Consider the following 21,172-nt stretch of genomic DNA (forward strand, 5'->3'; position numbering starts at 1 on the left):
GTCAATGATTCCGGCGCAGACCGCGCCGGCCAACCCGAAGGAAGGAAACATAATGCACAATGAGATCTATGCGGACGGCATCGGCGAGATCACGGTCAGCGGCACCACCGTGCGCGTCGACCTTGTCAGCCTTTCGCCGACCGAGCGCGATCAGTCCAATGCGCCCAAACCGGTGTTCCGCCAACGTATCGTCATGTCTGTTGAAGGCTTCGCCAATAGCGTCGAGCTCATGCAGAAGGCATTGCAAGGGCTAATCGAAGGCGGCGCGATCAAGCGTACGCCGTCAGTCGCATCAGGCCAAAGTGAATCTTCGGATGCGCGAGGCGGTGTTACGCCGACCCGCATCGGCGCCGAAACGAAGCAGAACGGCTCACCGAATTTCAATTGACCGAGCGGACGCATGGTCCCGTTTTCACACCAATCAGACGTGAGGGACGGACGCGGGGTTCCTTGCCTATCCGGTCGGGGGGGCACGACACTCTAACGATTAGGGGAAGGCTTCGCTGCATGGAGGGGGCGCCGCAATCGGGGCTGCAATGTCTGGCAGCCGTCCTGCTTCATCACGGGCTCGGGACCACGCCTGAACGGCTTGCCGCGATCCACGCGGTGGGAAGTGACCCCGTCCCGCCTTCTCTTATGCTTCGCATGGCCAGGGAGGCAGGCCTTCGGGCGCGTCTTGCGAAGGTCGGGCGCTCGGGGCTTGCCAGACTGGGCAAGGCCTATCCCGCCCTGGCGCCGCTCGACAACGGCAACTGGGTTTCGGTGGTGTCCGCCGGACACAATGAGGCGGGCGAAGAGATCGTCCGGCTTTTCGATCCGCTGGCCAAGCGGCCGGAACTCCTTGAGGTAGCGGTCGAACGGTTCTGCGTCAGATGGCGCGGCGAGTTGTTGTTGGCCAAACGAAGCTACGCACTCAATGATCCGGACCAGCCCTTCGGCTTTCGCTGGTTCCTCCCCGATATCGTACGCCAACGGCGGCTTCTGTTTGATGTGGCCGTAGCAGTCCTGTTCCTCTATGCCCTCGGTCTCGCCACTCCCATTTTCTTCCAACTCGTCATCGACAAGGTGCTCGTCCATCAGAGCCATGCGACGCTCTATGTTCTCAGTTTGGGGGTCGGGGTAGCGCTGCTCTTCGATGCGGCATTCGTCTTCCTGCGCCGCTATCTGCTCATCTATGCCACCAACCGGGTCGATATCCGCGTGGCGACCCGCACCTTCAGGCATCTGCTCGACCTTCCGATAACGTTTTTCGAGCAAGGCTCGGCAGGCGTGCTGGTCAGGCATATGCAGCAGGCCGGCCGCATCCGAGAGTTCATGACGGGACGACTGTTCCTGACGATCCTGGATTCGCTCTCGCTTCTCGTATTCGTCCCGGTACTTTTCCTGTACAGCCGCGAACTGGCCACAATGGTGCTTCTATTCAGCGCCGCGCTTGCAATCGTCGTGGCGGTGTTGGTCGGCCCCTTCAGGCGCCGCCTTAAGATGTTGTATGAAGCGGAGGGCGCGCGGCAGGGGCTGCTGGTGGAAACCGTCCACGGCATGCGCACCGTCAAATCGCTGGCGATGGAACCGCTGCAGCGGCGCGTATGGGACGATCGGTCCGCGCAAACCATAAACAGCCGTTTCGACGTGGAGAAAATCTCGACAGCCGCCCAATCCATCACCGGCCTGATGGAAAAGCTGATGGGCGTGTCCATCGTCGGTTTCGGCGCCCTAGCTGTGTTCCGCGGCGACATGACGATCGGCGCCCTGGTGGCCTTCAACATGCTGGCGGGCCGCGTTTCCGGACCCTTGGTGCAGATCGTGACGATGGTTCACGAATATCAGGAAGTCGCGCTTTCGGTGCGAATGCTCGGCGAAGTAATGAATCAGCGCGTGGAGCGTTGCGGCCGCGCCGACGGACTGACACCGATCATAGGGGGTAGAATCGAATTCAAGAACGTCTCCTTCCGATACAGTCCAGACTTGTCGCTGGCCCTCGACGGTGTCTCCTTTTCAATCGAGCCAGGCAGCATCTTCGGCGTTGTCGGGCGCAGTGGCTCAGGCAAGACAACCGTCACACGCCTGCTCCAAGGGCTCTACCCTATGCAGGAGGGTATAGTCCGCATTGGCGGACACGACATTCGCGAGCTCGACCTGAACCATCTGCGCAAGAGCGTCGGCGTCGTCCTCCAGGACAATTTCCTTTTCCGTGGCACGATCCGCGACAATATCGCGGCGGCGAGACCGGATGCAAGTTTCGAGCAAATTGTAAGGGCGGCTCAACTGGCCGGAGCCGACGAATTCATCGAGCAACTGCCCCGCGGTTTCGACACGATGATCGAGGAGAACGCCGAAAATCTGTCGGGTGGCCAGAAGCAGCGCCTGTCCATTGCACGAGCCCTGGTCAATGATCCACGTATCCTCATCTTCGACGAAGCGACGAGCGCGCTCGATCCCGAAAGTGAAATGATCGTAAGACGAAGCATTCGCGCCATCGCGGAAGGTCGTACCGTTATCATCGTCTCGCACAGGCTTTCCACACTCGCCGATGCTCATGCCATCCTCGTCCTGGACAAGGGCCAACTCGCCGATGTGGGCGGACACCATGAGTTGCTTACCCGCTGCACGACCTACCGTCAGCTATGGAACCAGCAGACGAGGCTGGCGGGATGAAAAACCCACGTCCAAGACTTGCCATCGCGACAAGCGACGCCCGCCCAGAAGAGGTGCTTGCCAAGCCGCCACTGAAGGTGGTTCATGCGATTCCAGTGCCGATCGTAGCCGAATTTCAGCCCGACGCTGAGGAACTAGAGGCGAGATCCCCGCCACGGATTGCGCGTTTGACCCTATACGCGGTCGTCCTGTTTCTCGGCTTCGCGGTCGCATGGGCCTCCCTTGCCACAATCGATGAAATCGTCGTGGCACCCGGCAGGCTTCTCACAACGCGGCCGATGCTGATCGTGCAGCCGCTGGAAACATCGGTCATTCGTTCAATTGCCGTGAAGGTCGGCGACACCGTGCATACCGGGCAGCCGCTCGCCACGCTGGATCCGACTTTCGCCACATCTGATAGTGAACAACTACAAGACAAGATCAACGGCTATGACGCACAGATCGATCGCATAAGCGCCGAGCTGGCCGAGAGGCGGTATGTCGCGCCGCCAGGGGCGAGGCCGGACGAAACGCTTCAGGCTGAGCTCTTCAACCAGCGCCAAGCCTACTATTCGGCCAAATTGCACGATTTCGACACACAACTCGCACACGCCGAGGCGATCCTGGCGGGCAGCCGCGAGCAAGAAGTCGTGCTGGGAAAGCGGCTTGAGGGTCTTCACCAGATTGACCAGATGCGCTCGACACTGATGGACAACGGCGCGGGCTCACGTCTGAGCTATTTGCAGGGTCGCGACCTAAGCCTGGATATCGAGGCCAGTCTCCAGGCCAATCGCGGTAACCAGCGGGAGACCGCCCAGACCATCGAGCAAAACAATGCCGAACGCCAGGCGTTCGTGGAAGACTTCCGCCGGGAGTCCATAGAAAAACTGGTTCAACTGCGAAACGACCGCTCGGCCGCCGCAGAGGAATTGAAAAAGGCAAGGCTTCGTCAGCGAATGGCGGTGCTGACGGCGCCGGCGGATGCCGCGGTATTGGAGATCGCCCAGCGCTCGATCGGCTCGGTGGTGCGCGAGGCCGAACCGCTGTTCACCTTGGTTCCACTCAATGTCCCGCTGGAAGCCGAAGTGTCCGTCGCGGCGAAGGATATTGGCCGGCTGGCGGGTAATGAACCCGTCAAGATCAAGTTTGATGCATTTCCATTCCAGAAGCACGGGACTGTAAGCGGCAGAATTCGGATGATAAGTCAGGACAGCTTCGCGCCCGAAGAAAAGAACCAAGCGACAGCGCCCTTCTACAAGATGAGAGTTGCTCTTGGGGGTATGACGCTCCGCGCCCTGCCGCCAAGCTTCCATCTCATCCCGGGCATGACCGTCCAGGCCGAAATCAACGTCGGCCGGCGCACGGTCATTTCCTACTTCCTCTATCCTCTCCTGCGCGGCTTCGACGAAAGTCTTCGCGAGCCTTAAATTTGACTGCACCCGGTTCCGGAGGCCGACGCTTTAATAACAAGTGCATCGCAACCAAGCCTTTTTGGAAATTTGCCAGCTATCCGAGTGACGAGCGCACGGGCAAAACAAATCGAACAGGCACGTTGCAGGGAGAATTCGACCGCCTTGGGTGGAACATAGGCTAATGCAGAGGACGATACGATGTTGGGCTACCAAATGCCTTACAGAAGCACTGCGAATTAAGGAAATATAACGGCGAAATGGGATCGGCCAGCGACCGAAAGAGTTCCATGGACGAGATGCAAACCTCACCGAGGTCTACGAAGAATGGCCGCTTTCAAATAGCGCAAAAGATGATCTTAACGGCTGAAATGAGGGCGCATTGCGGGCCGACTGTTTGCAGCATAAGCGTGGGGTTGATCTGACCGTCTATATCGCCACCCACGCCGAGGTAGACCATACGCCCCGCAGCCGGTTGGGCGGACGTCCGGCTTCAGGTTCGTAAAATTATTTTACAAACCCGATGGCTTCTCAGTCATCGATTTTCGCTGGATCCATCATGATATTTCTGCAATCGATTCCGGGCCTTTGCCGATAGTCGGCGCTCCCATTTTCCGTCGTCCGATCCATTCCGAGAAAGCGTCAGGATCGCGGAGCAGAACCTTTATTCGCGAGCACGAAACCGCGGGAAATACAATCGGGATGGTCTCCGCTATCCGAGATGGGATGGTTGCCGCCCTCCCCAGACGGAATCGTGATGTGCCAAGGTCGTGGTGTCTACCAGTTCAGACTTCCCAACGGTGGGTCAAAACGGTATCCTCTCTCTCCAAAGCGCGCCGAAAATACAATGTTACGCCCAACGGCAGATGGTCGCCCACCAATGTGGAGCCTGTATTCGCAGTTTCAACTTTCAGGACTCCTGGCGCACGTTGCAGGATTCAAAAAGTTGAAATTTTCTATGAAATGAAGGGATAATTCTCCGGCCACACGCGCCTGCGCGCAGACGCAAACCATGTGCCCCTCTCGTCTCAATGCCTACTACTGCTGCCGTAGACATCGCTTCATCACGGCCCGGGTAACCTACACCGTCCTCGACGATCTTGGGATAGAGTGAGCACATTTGCGTCAAATTTGCGTTATCGCAAAGTTGACTGCCGAACGCCTATATAGAAGCGGCGCAACGATCGGATTGTTGTAAAAGAGAAAGGCGCGTAAATGAGACGCAAATCTTTTATCACCCTGGCTTTCGCTGCCCTGATGGCTTCCGGCGGCGCATATGCGGCCGATCATCAGGTACAGATGCTCAACAAGGGCGAGCACGGCGTCATGGTCTTCCAGCCAAACTTTGTCGAAGCCGCTCCAGGCGACACGGTCACGTTCGTTCCTACGGACAAAGGTCATGATGCTGCGAGCATAGACGGCATGATTCCGGAAGGTGCACAGCCCTTCAAGGGCGAGATCAGCAAGCCGATTACCGTCACACTCGACAAGGAAGGCGTCTACGGCGTCAAGTGTGTGCCTCACTACGGTATGGGGATGGTGGCGTTGATCGTGGTAGGCAAGCCGGCAAATCTTGAACAGGCCAAAACCATCAAGCAGCCGGGCAAGGCCAAGGCCGCCTTCGCCGATCTGCTCTCAAAGGTCTCGGCCGGAAATTGAGCCGGCGAATTCAATGAACCGCCTCCGATGCTGAGTGGACTCGCGCGTCCTCCGCGCAGCGTCGGTCCCTCTCTAGGCATCGATATAAGTCAGATCGGTATGGGACAACATGGCGATCCCGCGCACGAAGCCGGGGAACTACCCGGCGGTCCTTTCCTATGGTTTCCGGCCCTTCTTCTTGGCCGGAACCTTTTATGCAGGGATAACGATCCTATTCTGGCTGCCGTTGTTTTTTGGCCGAATTGACACGGAAAGCGAGTTCGCGCCGTTGGACTGGCATGTCCATGAAATGATCTTTGGCTACGTGGCCGCAGTGGTAACGGGTTTCCTTCTGACCGCCATACCAAACTGGACCGGACGGTTGCCGGTTCAGGGCGCCCCTCTTCTGGCCCTTGTCCTTCTGTGGCTTGCGGGCCGCTTCGCGGTGTTCTTCTCGAGTGAGATTGGCTGGCTTGCGGCCGCAGTGATTGACGGCGCCTTTCTGCTCGCTGTCGTCATCGCTGCCGTCAATGAGATCGTGGCAGGCCGCAATTGGCGAAACCTGAAGGTTGTAGCTCCGGTTTCAGTACTGTTCGTGTCCAACCTCCTGTTCCACGCCGAAGCCCACTACGACGGTTTGTCGGACATCAGCCGACGTCTCTCCATCGGAGCAATCGTGCTGCTGATCATGATCATCGGCGGACGCATCATCCCAAGCTTTACCCGCAACTGGCTTGTGCGGGAAAATCCTGGCCGCCTACCGGTTCCCTTCGCCCGCTTCGATGTTGCTGTAATTGTGCTCGGCACACTGGCGCTGGCTGCATGGTCGTTGTTCCCTGGACGGGTGGAAACCGGCGCTGTACTGGTTTCAGCTGCCGTGCTCAACACCATACGGCTGGCCAGATGGGCGGGCGATCGTACATGGCGAGACCCGCTCGTGCTGATCCTTCATTTGGCCTATGCGTTCGTGCCCGTGGGGCTGCTGCTCGCCGGGCTAGCAGCGGTCTTTCCTCAGACGGTGCCGCCGGCGGCCGGACTGCACGCGTTCGGTGTAGGTGCAGTCGGCTGCATGACACTGGCGGTGATGGTGCGTTCGACGCTCGGCCACACGGGTCGAGAGTTGCGAGCCGGGCCGGAAGGACGTCTGGTTTTCGCTGCAATCCTGTTTGCTGCGACCTTGCGTATCTGTGCAGCCTTCCATCCAGAGCAGATGGCCTTGCTGTACGCATCGGCAGCTTCATGGACGATTGCTTTCCTCGGATATGCAGTGCTATTTGGGCCTATGCTCGTGCGGCCACGCCTTCGGGCCGGGGAGCGCGACTGCAGGATTTTCGAACGGTTGCTTGCAGTCAAAAATCCTTAGGCCGACTACTGCATGGGCAATAGAAAATGTCGGCGCGCGGCACGAATCGACAGTCGGCAAAAGGGCTCAGAGCGATTTACATTTTTACCGAATCGATTTCTGCTCAAAGGCAATTCTCACCCGATGTGCTGACCATTGGAGGTAGCGCGCATACCATCGTGCGGATGCCATAAATTGTTCCAAGCGGGTTAAGTTGAGGACGTCGTTGCCTTGTCACGACCGAGCACGGCCCGACACCAATCAAGCGTGCTGTCTGGGCATGGCGCAAGCGTTTCGACAAATTCGCCACCAAACGCCGACCAAGCATCGGAGTACGTATCTCGCACTACGGTCAACACAGGAATTCCGGCTATCGATTCGCGCAGAGCAAACGTTCGCTTGCGCGAGAAGCGTAGCCGTTCAGCTCGAAGGGCTATTTGCCCGAGGGCACCGACACCCATTTCTGGCACGTAGCTGGAAATAAGTTCAAGCATCGCCACATCAGCATGCGGACCGGCAGTCTGATGGCGCTATTGTCATTGATAACATTTTTGCGACCGACGATGCGTCTCGCGACTGCCGTTGATATTTGAGGAGTGTGAATGACAGTACGCTTTGCATTCGACAACAGCTATGCTCGGCTGCCGAGCTCGTTTTATGCGCGTGTCTCCCCGACCCCGGTCTCCGCACCCCACCTCCTCAAGCTTAACCAGAAGCTGGCCGTCCAGCTCCGGCTGAACCCGGTAGAACTCGCCACACAGGCGGGTGTTGAGATTCTTGCCGGCAAGCGGATCCCTGAGGGTGCCGAGCCGATCGCCACCGCCTATGCCGGACACCAGTTCGGCCAGTTCGTGCCGCAGCTCGGCGACGGCAGGGCAATCCTGCTAGGAGAGATTATCGATCAGGAAGGAGTGCGCCGGGATATCCAGCTAAAGGGCTCTGGCCGAACACCGTTTTCCCGCGGCGGCGACGGGCGGGCGGCGCTTGGCCCCGTTCTGCGCGAGTACATCGTCAGTGAAGCCATGGCGGCTCTTGGCATTCCGACCACTCGGGCGCTTGCTGCAGTCATGACGGGCGACGAAGTGATACGAGAAACCTACCTGCCAGGCGCAGTACTGACGCGGGTCGCATCCAGCCACATGCGGATCGGAACCTTCGAATTCTTCGCGGCGCGCGGGGACGTCGATGCGGTGAGGGCTCTCGCTGATCACGCGATCGTCCGGCATTACCCGGATGCCGCGGGCGCTACTCGTCCCTACCTGGCACTACTGGAAAGTGTGATTGCGCGCCAAGCGAACCTCGTAGCGCAGTGGCTGCTCGTCGGCTTCATCCACGGGGTCATGAACACCGACAACATGTCTATCGCCGGCGAAACGATTGACTATGGCCCCTGCGCTTTTCTGGACATCTACAATCCCAAGGCCGTATTCAGCTCGATCGACCAGTTAGGTCGCTACGCTTATGCCAATCAGCCTGCTATCGCCCAGTGGAACCTGACGCGGCTGGCGGAGTGTCTGATGCCCCTTCTGGCTGAGGATCAGGACAAATCCTTGGAGCAGGCCCAAGAGGCACTTTCTGCCTTCGCAGCACGGTTCAGCGACGCGTATAACAGTGGCTTGCGTTGCAAGTTGGGACTTTTTTGGGAGCGGGAGGGCGATCTTGCGCTGGCGCAGGATCTTCTCGATCGGATGGTCGTTGGCAAGGCCGACTTCACCCTGACTTTCAGACGCCTGAGCGAGGCCGCTATTGGACCCGAAGGCGACGTCGCGGTGCGCAGCCTCTTCGAGGACCCTGCCCCATATGACGAATGGGCCGAGCGCTGGCACCATCGGCTCGGTCAAGAGCCGCAGGAAGGATCAGCGCGCCGGGCTTCCATGCAGCGCGTCAATCCGGCCGTCATCCCGCGCAACCATCGCGTTGAGGCGGTCATCGAGGCCGCCGTGGAGAAACAGGAGTTCGGACCGTTCGAGGACCTCCTGACCGTGCTTGGCAAGCCTTACGAGATCCAGCCAGGCTTCGCGAGTTATGCCGAGCCACCACCGCGCGATGGCCGCGTCTATAAGACCTTTTGTGGGACCTGAACCTGAAGCTTAGTTGCGAAGAGATGCGTTGGATTGGATGACGAAAAAGAGCACTCGATCGCGCGAACGCCGTTTCGGCCAGCATCCCAAGCTTTGCGCTCCGGCATCGTAGGATCGTACTGGAAATGTCCCATCGTGCATCTCCTTCCGCCCCCATTGGCTGGAAGGAAAGCGAAAGGGGACTAGTTGTTTGATCCCAGAGTTTGATGGTGCGATCTTTTCCGTTCGATGGAGGGAAGCACTATGGGCCAAATACGTCACGGCAGCGCCACGACCACGCACGCAGTCCGCGCTGCAATACAGCGATCGCAAGCTTCGGCCGCGGAACTGAGCCGGAGCTACGGGATCAATGCCAAGACGGTTCTGAAGTGGCGCAAGCGGAGGACGGTCGAGGACCTCAAGACAGGGCCGAGGGAGCCACGTTCAACCGTTCTCAGTGAGGAAGAGGAGGCGATCATCGTCGCGTTCCGGCGACACACGCTGCTGGCACTGGATGATTGCCTCTACGCACTTCAGCCGACAATCCCACATCTGACGCGATCTTCATTGCATCGATGTCTGCAGCGCAATGGGATTTCGAGACTGCCGGATGTGGATGGTGACAAGCCGTCGAGGAAGAAGTTTAAGGCCTACGCAATCGGCTATTTTCACATCGACCTAGCTGAGGTGCAGACCGCCGAAGGCAAGCTCTACCTCTACGTCGCGATCGACAGGACCTCAAAGTTCGCCTTCGTCCAACTGGTCGAGCGCGCCACCATGCGAACGGCGTCAGACTTCCTGGAAGCGCTGGTTTCAGCCGTGCCCTACGAGATTCATACTGTGCTGACCGACAACGGCATTCAGTTCGCCGACATTCCGAAGAACCGCAACGGCCCCACCGCACGCTTTCGAGGTCATCCGTTCGACCGCGCATGCTGGCAACACGGCATCGAGCATCGGCTGACCAAGCCCAGGCACCCCTGGACGAACGGTCAGGTCGAGCGGATGAACCGGACAATCAAGGAGGCGACCGTCAAACGCTATCATTATGACAACCACGACCAACTCCGCAGACACATCGGCGACTTCGTGGCGGCATACAATTTTGCTCGCCGCCTTAAGACGCTGAGAGGCCTCACGCCCTACGAATTCATCTGCAGGGCCTGGACTTCCGAGCCAGAGAGATTCACTATAAATCCGATCCATCAGATGCCGGGACTGAACAACTAGTCGGCAGCTAGGGGGCCGTTAACGGATGGTCCGCCTTCGGTTGAAAAGGCGGAGCAGCTAAGCGACCACTTTGGCGTATCGGTACGCGTCGATAGAAGGTGAGCGCGTGGTTGTTCTCGATTCTTTGTAACTCGTCCTGTCGGCGGGAGAACGGTTCCTGATATAGATCCAGACGTCTGGTGAGGGCTTGGGTGCGGGCGAGCGGAATCGGTCGTCTGACTCGTTAGATTTTCGAGCTTGCGTTGCACGCCGAAACACACGATGGACGTTCAAAATCGGCGGCAAGGTGCGTTACCGGACAGACGGCACGCCGCTGCCCATGATCGCCATCCCAGTGTTCAGCTATGCCGGCACGCGCCAACCCGCACGTGCTACTCCAGCTCCCCTATCCGCGACGCGGCGTACCGTGAAGCCAATCAGGGAATTCCGGAAGCGATCGCGCAGCGCATGCTCAATGCCGGTGTGCCCGAAACTGAGTGGCCGGACAGTCTGCGCCAAGGTGTAGAGGCCCGCCCTGCGTGTCCAGCGGCGGAGCTTCAGTTAAGCCGGTGAGAGCGTAGTGCGGGCTTGTGCGTCAACCTCTCGCTCGAACTCTTGGTCTCTTTTCAGGCGCGCGGCTTCGTCCTGGCTTTTAATTTCCTGAATGTCGCGGCCGAGCGACAATGCCGCAATGCCGGCGACGATCATAATCGACAAAAACAAGATCACGCTTATCGATGAGCTATTGATGGTGGATAATACTCCACCGCCAGCGATAGCGACAATGATCCAGCAAGCGGACCGGCACTCAGACAGGCTTTTAATCATACCTTCCAGTTACATCCCGGTTTTGGATTTCAGTTCGGTGGGGTAGCAGTGTTGGGTTTGGCAAAATACGAACTCACCTGTCCAACGGTCAAGAACATAACGGCGAGGGAACCGGTCGGCTGTACTAACGCCGGTTCCGTCGTATCGCAACCGGCACGAGGGCGCCCCACACATGACGGAGACGGACTTCACCATTCGCTGACGGTCGGCCTCTATCGCAAGCCGAGGTTCAAAGACACGCGAGAATCGCTGCAAAGTCTAATCTCGGCCGTTGCGGCCCAATGGTCGAATGACCGGAGGGCAGCTTCGGGAGGGGTGCCATTTGATCTTTTAACGGCAAGAATGCGCTTGCGTGCGGCGGGAACGGGGCCGATTCCAGACAGGCAGCTTTTCGGCACCGACGGCGGGATAGCTGCCATTTGTCGGGAAGCGGTCAGCGTGACCGCTACCGACCTCATCGCCGCCCTTCCGCGATAATTTGACTGATCCTCATGCCGGACGTTGACGTGAGGTTTCGCATTGCCGAATACATCCAGTCGGTTGAGGCGATCGAAGATACCAACAAGACACGGGACAGGAGGCAGCGGGCCACGCTCGGGAATCCTAGGCGGTAAGACTACGGTGTCGGTGCGATCCAGCAAGCTTTCCCAATCTCGCAAGCACTGATATGCTCAATTAAATCAGTGGCGTGGACGCGTCACCGGGAGGGCCCTTCATTGTCTGCTCCGGTTCTTAAACTGAGCGATGTTTCAGCTCAGGATATCGTCGAGACAGTGCGCGACGGGCTTTTGGTGCTCGATGCTGAACTGACTGTCATTTCGGCCAATAGCGCCTTCTATTCGATGTTCGCGACCGCAGCCGCCGGGACCATCGGCCACCGCCTTTACGATCTGGGTAATGGGCAGTGGGACATTCCGGCGTTGCGCGTGCTTCTAGAGGAGATTCTCCCGCGGGAAACCACCGTCGAGGCTTACGAGGTCGAGCACATTTTCCCCGACGTGGGTCCGAAGACGATGCTTCTCAACGCCCGCAAGGTCCACCGACCCGGAAGCAGCGTCGATTTCTTTCTTCTCACGATCGACGATGTGACCGAACTGCGGAATGAACAACGCAAGGCGACGATCAATCTGCGCCTGGGTCAAACCATCGCCGATACGGTGCGGGATCCTCTTGTGATTCTGGATTCCGAGATGCGGATCGTCACTGCAAGCCGGAACTTCGTTCTGATGTTCGGGGACAGCGCAGAAGATATTGTCGGGCAGCGATTGGAGGACCTCAAGCAGGGACAGTGGGATGTCGCGGCATTACATGCACTGCTCGACCACGTCGTTCCGGATGACCGACCGTTCGACGACTTCCTGCTTGAGGACGAATTTCCTCTGCTCGGGCATCGCATCTTCAAACTGTATGCACGCAAAATACAGGTGCGGGGCAATCACAGCGCGCAGCTTCTCCTCGTGTTCGAGGATGCCACCAAGGAGACGCTGTTCGATCGTCATCGGAATGTTCTGGCCGCCGAACTGGCGCACCGGATCAAGAATAGCCTACAGGTCATTTCCTCCTTTGTGGCCTACGAACTCCGGCAGGCAGCCGATCCATGCGTGGAAGGATATCGGGCCATGCAGGCGCGGATCGGCGCGGTCGCCGAACTATACGACGTGATCGCCAAATCGAGCGCGTTCGGGCCAGTCGGGGTGGAGGCCTATCTGGAAGGGATCGCATCAAGCATCCGCTCAAGCCTACTCGGCCAGGATTCCAAGATTGAGATCGCCGTCGAAGCCGAACCTCTCACGATTATGGCCGATCATGCGGTTCCGCTGGGTCTGATGGTGAACGAGCTCGCGACCAACGCAATTAAGTACGCGTTTCCAAATGGCGCTGGCCGTATCACGTTGGGATTTCAGCGGCGCGATGGCGAGGTCACCCTGACGGTCGAGGACAATGGCGTTGGCATGAATACCGCCAGCAGCTCCGGGTTGGGATCACGGTTCCTCGAAGCTTTCGCGATGCAGCTTGGCGGAACGCTAGCCAAGGCCTCGGCCGAGACCGGAACAACATTCATCGTCCGGCTTCCTATGACCGTTCTCGCCGGAAATGAAAGATCTGCCACATTGCCCGCGTGAAGCAGGATGCTCGATCGTTTTCGGTAGCAACACCTCGTCGGGCGCGGGCATCCGGGGCATCGCCGGCGGTGCCGTCTACGCCGCTTCCAAGCACACGATCATCGGCCTCACCAAATCCGCCGCGATCGACTACGCCAAGTCGAACATCCGCGTGAATGCCATCCTTCCCGGCAACATCGAGATGCCCATGATGGAACGCTTCACCGGCGTCGACATCCAGAAGGCGATCGACCTCGAGTCGGTCGGACGACTAGGCAAGTCGGAGGAGATCGCGGACGCCGTGCTGTGGATGGGTGCCGACCTCTGTGCATTCGTCACTGGCGCATCGATCTCGGTCGATGGCGGATGGTCGCTCTGACCGCGACAAATGGGCTCGCGACCTGGTTCGGATCCCCTGCTGCGGTGTAGCGCTCCGCCCGCAACTGCTGCTTCGAGGCCGCCAGCAGACAGGCACTTTCCGTCGCCGAAAAAACGATAGCGGACATTCCACTCGCTGGGACCGAAATCTCAGACTGCCCCCTTTCTTTCGTCTGCCGCGCACTGATGAACGGCGCGTTCGAGCTTCATAGCCGCCATCCTTCCTCGGCGATACACTATCTTACAGAGCTGCCACCTTGCAGCCGCGGGCTGCATGTACCGCGTTTTCGAGCCAGGCGAGAAGCCGCGGCTCGGTACAGGCGGTGACGTTGAAGCGCATCCAGGGCGAAGGTTCCAGGTGCGGCCTGAATACGTTTCCAGGCGCCAGCATGATGCTGTCGGCAAGCGAACGCTCGGCCAGCGCCAGCGAATCCGCCACGCCGGGCACGCGCGCCCACAGGAACATACCGGCGGTGGGTTCGGAAAAGACCTTCATGCCGATGCGCTCGAAGGCGCGCACGGCGTCGCACCGCGTCTCGTCGAGGCGCTGGGTCACGCGCGCTAAATATTTGCGGTAGTGACCGTCGGCCAGCATCAGGTAGAGCAACCGTTCGGCGAACTGCGAACTCGTGATGCTCGTCAGCATCTTGACGTCGGCCAGGTCGTTGGCGAGCGGCAGAGCGCAGGCGATAAACCCGACGCGCAGGCTGCCCGACATGGTTTTGGAAAAACTGCGCACATAGATGACGCGGTCGAGCTGATCGAGAGTCGCCAGCCGCGGTGTCGGGCGCGTCTGCAGATCGCAGAAGATATCGTCCTCGACGACCCGGAAGTTGTGGCGTTCGGCGATCTGCAGCACCTTGTAGGCAACATGGGGACTCATGTCGGTGCCGGTCGGGTTCTGCATCACCGACTGAGTGAAATAGAGTTTTGGCCCGTGCGCTGTGGCGAGTCGCTCTAGCGCCTCGATATCGGGACCGTCTCTGAGCCGTGGCACGCCGACGAGTTCGACATTGGCGAGCCTAAGATTGCCGAAAAGATTGTAGTAGCCGGGATCGTCGACCAGCACGGTATCGCCCGGAGACAGCAAGTGACGTACGATGAGATCGAGCGCCTGACTGACACCATGGGTCAGAACCAACTGAGTGTCGCTGGCATTGATGCCTATCTCCCCAAGCATCAGCGTGAGCTGCTTGCGCAGCGGCAGATAGCCAAATGGGTTGCCGTATTCGACCAGATAGGCGCCATTATTGCGGGCCAGCATACTGAGACTCTGGCGAATACCGGCCTCATCGAGCCAGCTATTGGGAAGCCATGGTCCACCGGCCAGCATGGTGCCGGGCTCGGCCTCGAGCAACCTGCGAATGAGCCAGACCAGGTCCTCGTTGCGGCGATCGCTGTCGGCCTCGGGATGGCTGATATGGACGCGCCGCCGCGCGGTAGTGAAGAACCCCGCGCCCGGTCGTGAATGCAGGTAGCCCATGGCGACCAGCCGGTCATAGGCTTCGACCACCGTGAAGCGGCTGACACTCTGGTCTTCGGCAAAGCGGCGGATCGACGGGAGGCGTGAGCCCGGCTGCAATTGACGCTCGTCTATTCGGCGCCGGATTCCTGCCACGATCTGCTCTACCAGCGGGCGGCCGTCGTCATGACTAACCAACAGCGGGAGCATCCGCTCCTCCATAGCTGTACCGGCGGAATGACCAGTACAGCTCCGTATTTTGACCGGCATATTGTCTCTGCCAATCCGGTCGAGTGTTTGACACTGTGCCGGTCATGTCAAGCATTCGCATTGCTCTGGACCTGCCCCGCGCCAAGCGGCGGACGGCACGAGGTGGTGAAGAAGAATCCCAGATGGAAACCAGAAACGACGACTCGAACCGGTGGAGGCGATGATGACCGAGTGGAAGCTGAGCGGATCTTATTTCGAAACCTGCAACTGCGAGACGGCCTGCCCGTGCGTGTTCCTGAGCCCGCCGACAGAGGGTGATTGCACGGCGCTAGTGGCCTGGCACATCGACAAGGGCAGCTACGGGGACACCGCGCTCGACGGGCTGAATGTGATGCTGGCGGTGCACGCGCCGGGCACCATGGTTGAAACGAAATGGAAAGTTGCGGCCTATTTCGATGAGAAGGCCGACCAGGCGCAAAACGACGCGCTGCACGCCATCTTCGGCGGCAAGGCCGGCGGTCATCCGGCGGTGCTCGCCTCCTTCATCGGCGAGATCGTGGGCGCAAAGAACGTTCCGATGCATTATTACAATGACGGCAAGACCAGCAGCCTGTCGGTTCCCGGCGTCACCGAGGCAGAGATCGAGCGCATGGAGGGGCAAGGCGGCAAGCCGATCACCATTGAAAGCCATCCGTTGGCTATCGCGCCCGGCGAGCCGGTCGTGGTGGCGCGCTCGAAACATTTCAGCCTCAAGGATTTTGGCTGGGATTGGAAGCTTTCTGGTCGCAACGGCTTCATGTCCGACTTCCACTACGCATCAGCCGCCTGACGATGACGGGAATGTCGTTGCTACGAGACAGCATCCGGTCCGGCCGCGCTGCGGTCTGGACCGGAATGGCGGCGATCGTCGCGCTCGGCTGGCTCTACATGCTGCGCATGAACGCCGGCATGTCGGCTATGCACGGCATGGCGATGCCCGCCGCGGCAGGCCTTGCCGCGCTTCTCATAGTCTTCGCCATGTGGGCGGTGATGATGGCGGCAATGATGCTGCCGTCGGCGGTGCCCGCAGTCTCCGTATTCATGATGCTGGCGGGCCGACGCGGTGTTTCGGCGAGCGGACGGCTGACGGCGATGTTCGTTGTCGGCTATGCGCTGGCCTGGCTGGGTTTCTGTGTTCCCGCCGCGCTGGCGCAATGGGGCCTGTCACGCACCGCACTGCTGACGCCCATGGGCGAAAGCACCTCGACGGCGATCAACGCGGCGATCCTGGTCGCTGCCGGGCTATTCCAGTTTTCCGCGCTCAAAAGCGCCTGTATCTCCAAGTGCAGGACGCCTTTCGCCTTCCTGATGCATGAATGGCGCGACGGCGCGGCCGGCGCGCTCGTCGTCGGATTGAGATACGGGATGTATTGCGTCGGATGCTGCTGGGCGCTGATGGCGGTGATGTTCGTCGTCGGCACCATGAATTTGATCTGGATGGCGTTGCTGGCGACCCTGGTGCTCTCTGAAAAGATCATGCCGGCGCGCTGGCGCTTCGACTGGGTGGTGGGCGCCGGCTTGATCTTATGGGGCGGGGCGCTTGCCACGGCGAGTTACATATAGGTCGCAGGGAATCAGAGAGGCGGAATGCCCTACAGCGTGGCAGGCTCATATTATGAAGCGTCCAACTGCGAGGCAGTCCAGTCTTTGCGCGATAGCTACGAGAGGGGCCGCGGCGTTGCCGAGGACGAAGGCGTTCTCGAAGCGGCTTTCGATGGCAATCACGGCTGGTTCTGGCGCAACCGCACCGACGCCGATGTCACCGTGACGCTCAAGACCACCGGCGCCTACAAGGACATCAAACGTATGATGTGAGGCCGTCGGCTTCCGATATTACTACGCCGAACAATATGACCGGGCGTAGTCCCTACCCGTGGTGGGCTATTCGACGGAATCGACGATCGGCTCACCGCTTTAGGCGAGCGGATGGGAAAATGTCATGACTGACTGTCATAAGCTAATCTTGATAGTTTCTGGAGCATTGGTTGCAATGCTGTCAGTCACGTTGGTCAACCACAGGCTGAGGAAAAACTTGGAGGCCCGACGGAACCGATCGATTCGGCGGTGTACCAAAGCCACTAGCACCTGTCGTCGAATAGTTTTCGTTCGACGCGATTGCGCGGTCGGCCGACCTGATCGCTACAGTATAAGCACCGTGAACAGCCAAAGGACCGCGCCGCCTCGTGCCATGTCGCTCCAAGCTGAAGGTTTCCGAGTGGCGGAACGCCAGACAAAGAGACACAGGGCGATGTTGTATGGAAGCGGTGCAAGGAAAATGGCCAACGCGAGCCATCCCGGAAGGTCCACGGCATAAACAATAAGGGCACCGGCACTGGTGAGCGCATTAACGATTGTGCCCACCAGCAACATGTCGAACCAGAAGACACGCCCCAGGGGGACCTCGCCGCGCAGGTAATTTTTCAACGTCGATCGCATGCAGCTCCAGGGTTCCCGCTTGCTGATGACATCGATGATGTCCCCCCTACCGTGGCACTAAACATCTAGCTCCCACCATGCTTCACGAAACTTTCGGCCACAGCGGCGAGCAGCGCCTGTTCCAGTGCGTCCACCACTGCGGACTTCTTCATATGGGCTTTCTCGAGCCGGACCGACAGACGTGCGAGCGGGGGGAAGCCATCGCGCGCGGTCAGTTCGCGCATGTCCCCAGTTACACTGCTGCGCATCATGGCGCTGGCGGCAAGACCGGAGGCAACCGCGCCTCTCAAGCCGGTCATACTGCGCGCAACGACAACAATCCGGTACGGACGCGCCAATTCTTCCAACCGTGTCCGCATATATCTGGCGTAAGTGTCCTGATCGTCATCCCAAACCGCGATGGGTAGCGGATCCCGCAGATGAAGGTCTCCGGTGCGCGGAGCGACCCAGACCATCTCATCCACAAAGGCTGTCGTCCCTCCCGACATCGGCCCTTCCTCCTCTGTTACAAACGCCATATCCACGGACCCTTCGGCCAGCCGCTTTACCAGTGTGCGTGACTCATCAATCACGACATCGACTGATGCCAGCGGAAAGAGCGCGCCAAGGGCCTGCAGCGTGGGCACAAGAATCCGCGGTGCATAATCGTCCGGCATGCCGATCACGAAAATGCCTTCCACGGTCGCTTTGTCGAACGAAGCCAGGGTTTCGCTGACAGAGGCTAGGATACGGCGAGCATTTGGAACAAGCATCGCTCCGTGCTCAGTCAGAACCACTCCCGGAGCACCGCGTTGGAACAGCGGCCGGCCGAGAGATCCCTCCAGCCGCTTCATTTGCAAGCTAACGGCGGATTGCGTGCGGCCGATCTGACGTGCGGCAGCCGTAAAGCTCTTTGTATCGCAGATGGCGACAAAGGTTCTGAGCAGGTCGATATCCATGACGGTCCATGAGCAACGCAAATAGGCTCGATTGAAACTACTCGTTGGACCGGCTGCAGGCGAGCAATTATTGCCTGCTTCGACTGTAGTTTCGGCGACGCAATCGACGGTCTGTCTATCCAAATATAGAACCCAAAGGTGGGTCACCGTCCTGATGTTCGGGCGGCCAATTGTTCGCGGACGGCCACACTATACATAAAAAGGAAGGAAACGGCGATGATGACGATCGATGCACAAGGAAATACACTCTCCGGCGCGACGGCCGAGGCCGTGCAACTCTTCGATAAGGCCATCGAGGCCTTCAACATCTATCGGGGCGATCCGGTCGGCCTGTCGGATCGCGCCATCGAGGCCGCTCCTGACTTCGCGATGGCACATATCCTGAAGGCGCATCTGTTCGGTCTCGCTACCGAGCCGGAGGCGACGAGTGAGGCGAAGGCGATCCTCGGCACGGTGAAGACACTCCGGCTTTCCGACCGCGAAGCTTCCCATGTCGCCGCTCTCGACCTATTGCTGGAAGGGCAGTGGACCGCCGCGGCAACGGCTCTCGACCGTCACAATGCCGACCATCCGCGTGACATCGTGGCGTTGCAGTCGGGCCACCTGATGGATTTCTACCGCGCCGGTTCGCGCAGCCTGCGCGACCGGATCGCGCGTGTGCTGCCGCAATGGTCGGCGGAAACGCCGGGCTATTCGATCCTGCTCGGGATGCATGCGTTCGGGCTCGAAGAGACCGGCGACTACGGCCGGGCCGAAGAGGCCGGCCGCCGCGCGCTCGATCTCCAGCCGCTCGACTGCTGGGCTCACCATGCCGTCGCCCACGTCATGGAGATGCAAGGCCGCGCCGAAGACGGCATCGGCTGGATGATCGCGCGCGAGCCGCAATGGTCGGGCGACGACAATTTCTTCCGGGTCCACAACTGGTGGCACCGGTCACTCTGTCATCTCGATCTCGGCCAGCCCGATGAAGTTCTGGCGCTCTATGACGGGCCGATCCGGCAGGACCGCAGCATGGTCGCGCTCGACATGGTTGATGCCTCGGCGCTGCTGTGGCGGCTTCATCTATCGGGCCACGATGTCGGCGACCGCTGGCAGGAACTGGCGGCGGCCTGGGACAGCCACGCAGACGGCGGCACCTATCCGTTCAACGACTGGCACGCGGTGATGGCCTATCTGGGCGCAGACCGGACAAGCGAGGTCGAGCGCATCGCCTCGGGTTTCCGCGCGGGCAGCGGCCCGGCGGAAATCGGTGAATGGGGCCGCAACACCGCCCTGCCGCTGGTCGAAGGGTTCGCGGCATTCTGGCGCAGCGACTACGAAACCGCGGCGGGCTTACTCCATGGCGCACGTTTCATCGCCAATTCCTTCGGCGGCAGCCACGCCCAGCGCGATATCATCGACTGGACCCTGACCGAAGCGACGGTGCGGGGCGGCTTGACTGGCATGGCTGAAGCACTCGCCAGCGAGCGCCTGGCGCTGAAGCCCCATAGCCCGGTCAACAGATCCTTCTTGAGACGTGCTCGCGAAAACGCGGTGCCGGAACAGAAGGCAGCCTGAGATGTCGATCTTCCTGCAACCCACGTTCGAACGTTGGCGGGCCATGCGCAGGCGCCATCGCGCCGAACGCGATCTGCGCGATGCGCTCTTCGAGCTTAACGACCATCTCCTGAGGGACCTCGGGTTTCGGCATCCACGATCCGCCGGCGATCCCCGGCTGTAGCGCATCCACGAAGATTTCCCCGAGCAGTCTCGCCCGGGGCGAGGCGGACGGATGCCGTCAGGCATTCATCGGACTCGGTTCCCCGAAAGGCGAATGCAGCCCACGGCACGGACAGGAGGCGGTCCGGGCCTTCCCTTCCCACGCCTTCAAACCAAGTTGAAACAAAAGGATAATTCCATGAAATCTGTCAAAACCGCCGCGGCGCTGGCCGCGGTCTCGATCCTTGCCTTCGGTATTGCCTTGGCCGCAGCCCAGGACAAGCCGACGCTCGAAGAGACCTACAAGGACATCGACTCGGTCTACGGCGTGACGCCTGAATACATGAAGGTCTACCCCAAGCAGGGCATCGCCGCCGCCTGGGCGCTGACCAAGGCTCTGGAGGTGGAGCCCGGCGCGCTCGATCCCAAGATAAAGTCGCTAATCAACGTCGCCGTGGCAGCGCAGATCCCCTGCCGCTACTGCATCTGGCTCGACAGCAAGTTTGCCCGTGAACTGGGCGCCACCGACGAGGAGATCGCGGAAGCCGTGGCCCAGGCCGGCCTGACTCGCCACTGGAGCGCGATCCTCAACGGCATGCAGATCGACTTCGAAGCCTTCAAGGCCGAATTCGGCGGCGACTGACGCCTTCCAAAAATCCCGCCGGGATCGACCCGGCGGGACCAATTTCTCCCAACAGGTACGGACGCCGTTCCATCATATGACCCGCAAAGCCCACATGATCTCAATCATGCTGTCTACCGTTCCGTTGTCGGCGCTGATCCTGCTGG

General features: G+C 59.8%; 20 protein-coding genes. 15 read left to right on the forward strand and 5 right to left on the reverse strand.

Features of this window, described 5'->3' with window-relative positions; translation table 11 throughout:
- Positions 1-52 precede the first annotated feature (52 nt).
- From ACX3P0_RS22120 to ACX3P0_RS22140, 5 genes are all read left to right on the forward strand, one after another.
- Positions 53-388, forward strand: coding sequence for a hypothetical protein (locus ACX3P0_RS22120; protein ID WP_459091953.1), 336 nt, complete (start codon positions 53-55; stop codon positions 386-388).
- A gap of 119 nt (positions 389-507) precedes the next feature.
- The gene (locus ACX3P0_RS22125; protein WP_459092021.1) at positions 508-2,655 is read left to right on the forward strand and encodes a peptidase domain-containing ABC transporter; all 2,148 of its coding nucleotides are present in this window, start codon (positions 508-510) and stop codon (positions 2,653-2,655) included.
- A complete protein-coding gene (locus tag ACX3P0_RS22130) occupies positions 2,652-4,061 on the forward strand; it encodes an HlyD family type I secretion periplasmic adaptor subunit (protein WP_459091955.1) in 1,410 nt (469 codons plus the stop codon). Before ACX3P0_RS22125 ends, ACX3P0_RS22130 begins: the two co-directional genes overlap by 4 nt.
- 1,197 nt (positions 4,062-5,258) lie before the next feature.
- Positions 5,259-5,702, forward strand: a complete 444-nt coding sequence (locus ACX3P0_RS22135; RefSeq protein WP_459091957.1) for a pseudoazurin — start codon at positions 5,259-5,261, stop codon at positions 5,700-5,702.
- A gap of 109 nt (positions 5,703-5,811) precedes the next feature.
- The gene (locus tag ACX3P0_RS22140; RefSeq protein ID WP_459091959.1) at positions 5,812-7,044 is read left to right on the forward strand and encodes an NnrS family protein; all 1,233 of its coding nucleotides are present in this window, start codon (positions 5,812-5,814) and stop codon (positions 7,042-7,044) included.
- Positions 7,045-7,232: 188 nt separating this feature from the next.
- Here ACX3P0_RS22140 and ACX3P0_RS22145 read toward each other — a convergent pair whose 3' ends face one another.
- The gene (locus tag ACX3P0_RS22145; protein WP_459091961.1) at positions 7,233-7,517 is read right to left on the reverse strand and encodes a DUF2478 domain-containing protein; all 285 of its coding nucleotides are present in this window, start codon (positions 7,515-7,517) and stop codon (positions 7,233-7,235) included.
- 108 nt (positions 7,518-7,625) lie between these two features.
- On the opposite strand from ACX3P0_RS22145, the gene ACX3P0_RS22150 reads away from it, so the two are divergent.
- The gene (locus ACX3P0_RS22150) at positions 7,626-9,104 is read left to right on the forward strand and encodes a protein adenylyltransferase SelO (RefSeq protein ID WP_459091963.1); all 1,479 of its coding nucleotides are present in this window, start codon (positions 7,626-7,628) and stop codon (positions 9,102-9,104) included.
- A 243-nt stretch (positions 9,105-9,347) separates the two neighbouring features.
- Complete coding sequence (locus tag ACX3P0_RS22155; RefSeq protein WP_459091965.1) at positions 9,348-10,313, forward strand: IS481 family transposase; 966 nt, start codon at positions 9,348-9,350, stop codon at positions 10,311-10,313.
- 540 nt (positions 10,314-10,853) lie between these two features.
- Here the strand turns inward: ACX3P0_RS22155 and ACX3P0_RS22160 are convergent.
- Entirely contained in the window at positions 10,854-11,120 is a 267-nt protein-coding gene (locus tag ACX3P0_RS22160) for a hypothetical protein (RefSeq protein WP_459091967.1), read from the reverse strand.
- 716 nt (positions 11,121-11,836) lie between these two features.
- Here ACX3P0_RS22160 and ACX3P0_RS22165 point away from each other — a divergent pair.
- Complete coding sequence (locus tag ACX3P0_RS22165; RefSeq protein WP_459091969.1) at positions 11,837-13,243, forward strand: sensor histidine kinase; 1,407 nt, start codon at positions 11,837-11,839, stop codon at positions 13,241-13,243.
- Positions 13,215-13,601 carry an SDR family oxidoreductase gene (locus tag ACX3P0_RS22170; RefSeq protein WP_459091971.1) on the forward strand — a complete coding sequence of 129 codons (387 nt, stop codon included), beginning with the start codon at positions 13,215-13,217 and terminating at the stop codon, positions 13,599-13,601. Before ACX3P0_RS22165 ends, ACX3P0_RS22170 begins: the two co-directional genes overlap by 29 nt.
- Positions 13,602-13,841: 240 nt before the next feature.
- On the opposite strand, the gene ACX3P0_RS22175 is transcribed toward ACX3P0_RS22170, so the two are convergent.
- Entirely contained in the window at positions 13,842-15,272 is a 1,431-nt protein-coding gene (locus ACX3P0_RS22175) for an aminotransferase-like domain-containing protein (protein WP_459091973.1), read from the reverse strand.
- A gap of 223 nt (positions 15,273-15,495) precedes the next feature.
- Here ACX3P0_RS22175 and ACX3P0_RS22180 point away from each other — a divergent pair, with 223 nt between their 5' ends.
- Genes ACX3P0_RS22180 through ACX3P0_RS22190 form a run of 3 tightly spaced genes read left to right on the forward strand, consistent with a single transcriptional unit; the run spans position 15,496 to position 17,126 of the window.
- Positions 15,496-16,101, forward strand: coding sequence for a DUF1326 domain-containing protein (locus ACX3P0_RS22180; protein WP_459091975.1), 606 nt, complete (start codon positions 15,496-15,498; stop codon positions 16,099-16,101).
- Between the two features lie 11 nt (positions 16,102-16,112).
- Positions 16,113-16,874: a DUF2182 domain-containing protein gene (locus ACX3P0_RS22185; RefSeq protein WP_459091977.1), complete on the forward strand. Its 762-nt coding sequence runs from the start codon at positions 16,113-16,115 to the stop codon at positions 16,872-16,874.
- A gap of 24 nt (positions 16,875-16,898) precedes the next feature.
- Positions 16,899-17,126: a hypothetical protein gene (locus tag ACX3P0_RS22190; protein WP_459091979.1), complete on the forward strand. Its 228-nt coding sequence runs from the start codon at positions 16,899-16,901 to the stop codon at positions 17,124-17,126.
- Positions 17,127-17,450: 324 nt separating this feature from the next.
- Here the strand turns inward: ACX3P0_RS22190 and ACX3P0_RS22195 are convergent, their stop codons facing one another.
- Positions 17,451-17,735, reverse strand: a complete 285-nt coding sequence (locus ACX3P0_RS22195) for a hypothetical protein (RefSeq protein WP_459091981.1) — start codon at positions 17,733-17,735, stop codon at positions 17,451-17,453.
- Positions 17,736-17,812: 77 nt separating this feature from the next.
- On the reverse strand, positions 17,813-18,685 hold the full coding sequence (locus ACX3P0_RS22200) for a LysR family transcriptional regulator (RefSeq protein WP_459091983.1): 873 nt from the start codon (positions 18,683-18,685) through the stop codon (positions 17,813-17,815).
- Positions 18,686-18,901: 216 nt separating this feature from the next.
- Between ACX3P0_RS22200 and ACX3P0_RS22205 the strand changes: the two genes are divergently transcribed.
- The 3 genes from ACX3P0_RS22205 to ACX3P0_RS22215 all read left to right on the forward strand — a co-directional run bounded on the left by ACX3P0_RS22205 (position 18,902) and on the right by ACX3P0_RS22215 (position 21,026).
- The gene (locus ACX3P0_RS22205; protein WP_459091985.1) at positions 18,902-20,242 is read left to right on the forward strand and encodes a tetratricopeptide repeat protein; all 1,341 of its coding nucleotides are present in this window, start codon (positions 18,902-18,904) and stop codon (positions 20,240-20,242) included.
- A 1-nt stretch (position 20,243) separates the two neighbouring features.
- A complete protein-coding gene (locus ACX3P0_RS22210; RefSeq protein WP_459091987.1) occupies positions 20,244-20,405 on the forward strand; it encodes a hypothetical protein in 162 nt (53 codons plus the stop codon).
- A 177-nt stretch (positions 20,406-20,582) separates the two neighbouring features.
- Complete coding sequence (locus ACX3P0_RS22215; protein ID WP_459091989.1) at positions 20,583-21,026, forward strand: carboxymuconolactone decarboxylase family protein; 444 nt, start codon at positions 20,583-20,585, stop codon at positions 21,024-21,026.
- Positions 21,027-21,172 lie beyond the last annotated feature (146 nt).

The sequence above is a fragment of the Mesorhizobium sp. A556 genome (assembly GCF_054489545.1).